The sequence below is a fragment of the Lederbergia sp. B243.17 genome (genome assembly GCF_057657925.1).
Map to the genome: position 1 here is coordinate 1 of NZ_JBWBKF010000011.1, position 5812 is coordinate 5812.

General features: G+C 39.3%; 13 protein-coding genes. 2 read left to right on the top strand and 11 right to left on the bottom strand.

The features are described from left to right. From AC0TWI_RS00355 to AC0TWI_RS00365, 3 genes are all read right to left on the bottom strand, one after another. The coding region (locus tag AC0TWI_RS00355; RefSeq protein ID WP_488124350.1) for a terminase small subunit at positions 1 to 299 on the bottom strand (299 nt) is incomplete at its 3' end. 69 nt (positions 300 to 368) lie between these two features. Further along, positions 369 to 566: a hypothetical protein gene (locus AC0TWI_RS00360; protein ID WP_488124351.1), complete on the bottom strand. Its 198-nt coding sequence runs from the start codon at positions 564 to 566 to the stop codon at positions 369 to 371. Positions 567 to 616: 50 nt separating this feature from the next. Beyond that, a complete protein-coding gene (locus tag AC0TWI_RS00365; protein ID WP_488124352.1) occupies positions 617 to 835 on the bottom strand; it encodes a hypothetical protein in 219 nt (72 codons plus the stop codon). 289 nt (positions 836 to 1124) lie between these two features. On the opposite strand from AC0TWI_RS00365, the gene AC0TWI_RS00370 reads away from it, so the two are divergent. Both AC0TWI_RS00370 and AC0TWI_RS00375 read left to right on the top strand, forming a co-directional pair. Beyond that, on the top strand, positions 1125 to 1292 hold the full coding sequence (locus AC0TWI_RS00370) for a type II toxin-antitoxin system HicA family toxin (protein ID WP_488124353.1): 168 nt from the start codon (positions 1125 to 1127) through the stop codon (positions 1290 to 1292). Positions 1293 to 1317: 25 nt separating this feature from the next. Beyond that, complete coding sequence (locus AC0TWI_RS00375) at positions 1318 to 1731, top strand: type II toxin-antitoxin system HicB family antitoxin (RefSeq protein WP_488124354.1); 414 nt, start codon at positions 1318 to 1320, stop codon at positions 1729 to 1731. A 33-nt stretch (positions 1732 to 1764) separates the two neighbouring features. On the opposite strand, the gene AC0TWI_RS00380 is transcribed toward AC0TWI_RS00375, so the two are convergent. The 8 genes from AC0TWI_RS00380 to AC0TWI_RS00415 all read right to left on the bottom strand — a co-directional run. Then, positions 1765 to 2268 (bottom strand): sigma-70 family RNA polymerase sigma factor, encoded by a 504-nt coding sequence (locus AC0TWI_RS00380; protein WP_488124355.1) that lies wholly within the window; start codon positions 2266 to 2268, stop codon positions 1765 to 1767. A 16-nt stretch (positions 2269 to 2284) separates the two neighbouring features. Continuing rightward, positions 2285 to 2458, bottom strand: coding sequence for a hypothetical protein (locus AC0TWI_RS00385; protein WP_488124356.1), 174 nt, complete (start codon positions 2456 to 2458; stop codon positions 2285 to 2287). A 95-nt stretch (positions 2459 to 2553) separates the two neighbouring features. Then, positions 2554 to 3090 (bottom strand): hypothetical protein, encoded by a 537-nt coding sequence (locus AC0TWI_RS00390; protein ID WP_488124357.1) that lies wholly within the window; start codon positions 3088 to 3090, stop codon positions 2554 to 2556. A gap of 133 nt (positions 3091 to 3223) precedes the next feature. Beyond that, positions 3224 to 3898, bottom strand: coding sequence for a hypothetical protein (locus tag AC0TWI_RS00395; protein WP_488124358.1), 675 nt, complete (start codon positions 3896 to 3898; stop codon positions 3224 to 3226). Continuing rightward, positions 3895 to 4092: an XtrA/YqaO family protein gene (locus AC0TWI_RS00400; protein ID WP_488124359.1), complete on the bottom strand. Its 198-nt coding sequence runs from the start codon at positions 4090 to 4092 to the stop codon at positions 3895 to 3897. The genes AC0TWI_RS00395 and AC0TWI_RS00400 overlap by 4 nt, the downstream gene beginning before the upstream one ends. A gap of 71 nt (positions 4093 to 4163) precedes the next feature. After that, a complete protein-coding gene (locus AC0TWI_RS00405; protein ID WP_488124360.1) occupies positions 4164 to 4346 on the bottom strand; it encodes a DUF6877 family protein in 183 nt (60 codons plus the stop codon). A gap of 156 nt (positions 4347 to 4502) precedes the next feature. Continuing rightward, complete coding sequence (locus tag AC0TWI_RS00410) at positions 4503 to 5216, bottom strand: hypothetical protein (protein ID WP_488124361.1); 714 nt, start codon at positions 5214 to 5216, stop codon at positions 4503 to 4505. A 145-nt stretch (positions 5217 to 5361) separates the two neighbouring features. Continuing rightward, positions 5362 to 5812, bottom strand: a 451-nt coding sequence (locus AC0TWI_RS00415) for a DUF1064 domain-containing protein (RefSeq protein WP_488124362.1), incomplete at its 5' end; no start/stop codon positions are given.

Here is a 5812-nt window from a genome sequence, read left to right on the forward strand (position 1 = left end):
TTCATGTATTGTTCGCCCATTCCCATGCCTACTAATGCAGCGCCCTGGGCCTCTCCTCTTAACACCGCTGTTAAAGTTTCTAGGATCTCTTGCTGATCAGCAACACGTTCAGACTTTAGTTCTTCCATTCGGTCTGCTATATAAGCAGATACGTTAGCATTTGTTAGCAACCTGCTGCTATTTGCTCTTGCAGTTGCCTCTTTCTTTACATTTGGATAAGCCTTCAAATATGCCTCTGTTGCATTACCAGTCTCTATATAGTAATCAGCAAATCGTTGTTGTTTTACAGTTAGTTTCACCGCATCTCACCTACCCCCTTTGTTTTTTACGCATAGAAAAAAGCATCCCTCGAGGAGATGCTTGATCAATTAGTCCTCAACTTCATCTTCTGATTCAAATATTAATACTGTTGCTTCTGTAGAGCCTTCATACATTTGAGGAATAGCAGCACATAACCTGAAGCCATCCTCTCCTTGTAAGTTCAAATGCTCCTCTAATTTCGCCATTGGCGTTGCATCGGTTAATGCGCCATTAATCTTCATAACACTGTAATTATAAATTTTCATTTTCTCATCTCCCTTTGCTTATATTTTCGCCAAAAGGAGATATTTCCCTTCTATCTGTTGAATAATGATATATTAACAAATGCCTCTAAACAAACCGCAACTAGGATTACCGAGAACACTATTGCTAATATCCTTTTTAGTAGATCAGACTTTATTAATTTCAAGGCTAAACATAAGCAAATACCTACTAATCCAACGATTGTTAATACTACTGATACTGGTTCAAAAGGTTTCACCATATCTGGACTAAATAAATGTATTTCTGGCATTTAACCACCTCCTTGAATTAAATATAAGATCAAAGAGGTTATTTGTATATATGGCAAAACGCCACCGAAGGATGGCGCACGTAATAACAATTATGCAAGAGAGAAAGACAAAGGGCGCGGAACATCCCCCTATAATCCCCCTTCATATATAGTGACTTCGTATGACAAACGTATGACAGATGAAGTTTTTGCCCACTGTTTCTTTCAATAATTATCGTTGACACGTATAAATTACACGTGTTATAATATAATTAGAAGGAGGGAGGAGAGAAAAATATCATCAAGAGAAATGATAAAAATACTTAAGCAAGACGGATGGTACATAGTTAGAGTCGTTGGAAGCCATCACCATTTCAAACATCCAACGAAAAAAGGAACTGTAACGGTACCACATCCAAGAAAAGACCTTAAACTCGGCACTACAAACTCAATACTAAAGCAGGCGGGGCTTCGCTAGCCCCCTGCTAAGGAGGTTTATATATATGGCTAAATATTTGTTCCCTGCTATTTTTGATGCCGGAACGGATGGTTCTGAAGGGTTTACGGTGACATTCCCCGATTTACCTGGGTGTATTACGGAAGGCTCGAATATGGAAGAAGCTGTTCGCATGGCGAAAGATGCATTAGAAGGTTTTTTGTATGGAATGGAAGAAGACGGCGAGTCAATACCTGCTCCCTCCCGACCTAACGACATTAAGCTGTCAGAAGGACGCTTTATTGTCGTGGTGGAAGCATGGACCGACTATATTCGTGATGAGCTCGAAAACAAGGCTATCAAGAAAACTCTGACCATCCCGAAATGGTTAAATGATGCAGCCGAATCAGAAGGCATCAATTTTTCTCAGTTGCTGCAGTTTGCATTAAAAGATCGTCTTGGAATTCGAAAAAACCAATAAATGATTGGAACCAGGTTTATGCCTGGTTCTTTTTTATGAGGCGGCTTTGCTGACTCTTTGATTCACTTTTTCTCTTGCTCTTTTAATGTACATCTGGACTGTTGCCTTACTCACGCCTATTTCATCCGCAATCTGCCCCATACTTCTTCCTTGCGCCGTATGAAGTATATAACACTGCCTTTCCCTAAGAGAAAATGACGATAGAATATCGTTTAATATTATCTTTTCTTCGCTCGTCATGAATAATTGCTTTTCATTTATGTCATCTAGTTGGCAAGTGATATCTGGAATGACTTCCATGCTTTCTATTGCGTTCCGCTGATAAGCCAATCTCTTATCTACACCTCGATATGTCCCTGGCTGCTTACCTGTCTCCAACCACTCAATCGTAAAGCCCATATCATCAATCATGCTATTAATCATTTTACGATCCTCTCGATCTGCAGGTTTTTCCTTATCCAAACTGTCGAGTAGCTTATTTAATTCTTTCCTGCCGTCTGAATACTCCTGAATTAACTTATCTGCCCAATTTGGCATAATAGGACCCCCTTTATTATCTCTGCCTAAACGATCCCCTGTATCTCCTGTACCTCGGCATTCCGGTCCCCATAAGGTATCGCATATCCGCATCCGTAAAGACCTCCTCACGGCGCTTCTGCGGCTTTTTCTGAGATGCTTCATTAACCTTCTGCCAGTCTTTCAGCTGCTCCCTCATCGCCTTGTTCAATGCTTCATCTCCTTTTTCCAGAAAATAAAAAGAGGACAACAAATGACACAGCAAATCGCTGTTATCAATCGTTGTCCTCTGGTTGGCCAGGGGGACTATTCGTATTTAGGTTTTATATCAATAGTTAATTCTTCTATAAGTGTTAGCTTGCCATCTAATAACTTTAAGTTCCCATCTGTCTCTAATATCTTTAAGCAATCTAAGCGTTTTTTTGAAGAGAGTTTATCATATGGACATAATTTAACTTTTTTAAAACTTGAGGCAACCTCTTCTGCGTTACTTATAAATGAAAACGTATTTATATCAAGTAAATTGGAAGCGAGTTGTTCCAAATGTTCCGATTTACTAAGTCCCTGAAATTCATCGGTAGAATATTCAATACTCCCTTCTTGTATACCGTTAATTTCATCTTTGAGGCTCTGAGCATTTTCTAATAAAGATCTACGTTTATAAAGAGAATCACTTAACTTCTGCAGTCGTAGGTATAATAATTCTTCTTGCTTCTCCCTTTCGACTTTTTCATTTTTAACATTCTTTGATTCATTGATTTTACTTCCAAAATACATAGATCCTAAACCAATAGTAAGTGGAACTATTATGGTTCTAAAAATCTCAATAATAATTTCTTTCAAAATCCCTCTCCCTCTTTCCTTCTCATATGCATCACTTTCCCTTGATGTGTAAATATCCTGGTCTCACGTGTTTTAACGTACAATGAAATCAAAAAGCAGTACTCAATCGCTGTCCTCCGGTTGGCCGGAGGGACTACTTCTTCATTAAAACCTTACTTTGAGTATTATATTTTCTTTGATATGCATCGAATTCCACAGGAATAGGGATAAACCATAATATAATCCTGCATTTAATTCTGATCCCGTGAAACTTCGATCGCAACCTCCTGTTTTCAAATACCTTATAAGAGATAGAATACCTCGTTCCAGCTAACGTTTTATACTTAACAACTGCTTTCAAAAATGGTGACTTATCATCGTTTTCGCTTCTAAACGGAAGAAAAATATAAAATACTTCCCCGCCTTCCATATAAAATTGAACGAAGTGATCTGTGAATTTTTTACCATTAATCATCAGTTTGTTTGTTATTTTTATATTGTAAATCTTGTTTTTAGTAGTATTTTCTATTAATAAAAACTCCGATCTCTGCTTTTCATGCTTTTTATCATTATCCTCTTTAGCCTCTACATACCTCTTAGACATCAACAATTTATGTTGCCCATTATTGATTTTATTATTAACCGGTTCCACAAAGGCTCTTTTCCCTCTGTGAATCAACAATTCGGTATCGAGTGATTTTATATACATTTTCCTATCTTTTAAATGGTTATAAAGGGATGTTAATATAAAGACTGTGATTCCTGTTATTAAGGGAACAAAAATTTTTACTTTTTCAAGGTCCTTTACTATGCTAATTATTTCTTTCAAAACTCTTCTCCCTCTTCCTTACGCATTCGCTTCACTTTCCCTTGATGCGTCACGATTCTGTACTCCCCAAAAGGCGGAAGCTCTCTCACTTTTGCCTTGCCATCTGAGATAACGATCACACAATTGGTTGGTATATCCAGTATATCAATTTCTAGTCTATTTGTACTAGGTATTTCAATATCTTGTAGTCTCATAGTAAGATTCCTCCCGCATATGGTATAATCAACTTGTCAGAGTGATTAAGCCGGGAGGAATCCTGGCTTTTTTATTTTTCCAAGAACTGTACTACCCGTTGTGCATATTTAAGTTGCTGCCAAATGTATGGATCGTCCTCTTTCCCGCCACTCGCCAACCAATCTCCGGACCTTCTCTGAATGTCCGCAATCACTGAGGAAGGAAGTTGATTCGCTATCTTTGAAATCTGGAGCAACGGATTTGCATTATCCACAACCTTTCACCCCTTTCCTTTTTGTTTACACTCCCCACAAACCCTTTTCCCAGCGACAACTGCTGTCCTATTTATCGGCCAGGCTTGATGGCATTGGCTGCAGCTGACTAGTTTCATGGATTGGCTCCTTTCTGTGCTTTATGGTCAAACTGCGAATTAGTCGTATTCAGGATTAGATATTTCCGTTTCGCAATTATCTTCATCAATAATGAGCTTGGCACCACTTACGTACATCTTGAATAGCGTTTCTTCTAACCCATGAAGACCTCTCATGAAGGCTTTAACATCAAAGTTTTCTATAGATTTCTTATTGCTATATTCTTCCTCATTGATTTTGACCAGATAGACTTTGCCTTCTGTGTTAACCAGGAGTCTGTATTTGCAGCTATACTCATCAATGTCTTCTCTTGCATCGAAAGCGATCCAGGTAGAACCGTATGATGTGTCCTCAACATGAAGAGACATTTCATGACATTCTTCATATCCAAGATCATCTAAGTCTTCAATTTCCTTAGTCAGTTCTTTAACAAGTTCAGACAGCTTATATTCACGTTTCGGATCTGACAATAAAGACTCAATCTCGGTCTTTATAAGAGCGATGCCTTGATTGTTGATTTCATCATCCAACTTATCTTTTATAGCCTGCAGAATTAAATGGTTATATGAAGACAAATTTAAGTCGTCAAAATTGATTTTCATAGATTGCTTGGCGCTTTCTTTCAGTCCTTTTGAAAAGTCGCTCCAGCTGCCGAATAAATCCTTCACTATGTCGTTTACTGTTGACTCAACATGTTTATCCACGATCTGTTGAACCTTTCCTTCTTTCTCCATTCTTGCTAAACTTTCAACTACCATTTTATTTAGATCCATTATTCTTCCTCTTTTCATATATTTTTTGGTGCGGCTTAATGGTCTACTGCGCCACGTTCTCCACCAGTAGCAATGACCAGCTGCTCGGCCTCACGTGTTACCGCCCTCCGTTCGATCATCCAGCGCGGAATCATCGCCTTTCCCCCTAAACCTCCACAAACTGCCCTCCCTCATACTTCACGATCGACAGCTTGTGCGGATATTTTTTGTGAAACATCTTCTCCTTGATACGAAAAACGTCCGTCTTGACGCCCTTCACGTCCACCACTTCGATGCTGCCATCCTTGTGATGCACTTCGAAATCTGCAATGTACTCTATCTTTCTATGAGTCTTGCCATCCTTTTTGAAGCCGTCCTGCAGCAAGTACCTTGGCTGGATCCGGAAGAACAGGATTTCCCCGTATTCCTGGAGCCACTGCAGCTGCTCGTAATATCTGCTTTCTGCGATGGAATCAAAGACAATGCCATCCACTTCAATCTTGCGGTTCCGATATTTATTCCGCGGCTTCCTGGCCTTCCGGTACTCCTCCACACTCATCCGTTGCCCCATGCTGTTCATTCCTTTCCGCCAGAACCTTTTTATAACAGACCGGGCC

What these genes read in the sequence shown, in the direction of transcription:
- AC0TWI_RS00375 (WP_488124354.1), top strand. Translation starts at nt 1,318, where the DNA reads ATGGCTAAATATTTGTTCCCTGCTATTTTTGATGCCGGAACGGATGGT.
- AC0TWI_RS00410 (WP_488124361.1), bottom strand. Translation starts at nt 5,216, where the DNA reads ATGGATCTAAATAAAATGGTAGTTGAAAGTTTAGCAAGAATGGAGAAA.
- AC0TWI_RS00370 (WP_488124353.1), top strand. Translation starts at nt 1,125, where the DNA reads ATGATAAAAATACTTAAGCAAGACGGATGGTACATAGTTAGAGTCGTT.
- AC0TWI_RS00360 (WP_488124351.1), bottom strand. Translation starts at nt 566, where the DNA reads ATGAAAATTTATAATTACAGTGTTATGAAGATTAATGGCGCATTAACC.
- AC0TWI_RS00365 (WP_488124352.1), bottom strand. Translation starts at nt 835, where the DNA reads ATGCCAGAAATACATTTATTTAGTCCAGATATGGTGAAACCTTTTGAA.
- AC0TWI_RS00380 (WP_488124355.1), bottom strand. Translation starts at nt 2,268, where the DNA reads ATGCCAAATTGGGCAGATAAGTTAATTCAGGAGTATTCAGACGGCAGG.
- AC0TWI_RS00400 (WP_488124359.1), bottom strand. Translation starts at nt 4,092, where the DNA reads ATGAGACTACAAGATATTGAAATACCTAGTACAAATAGACTAGAAATT.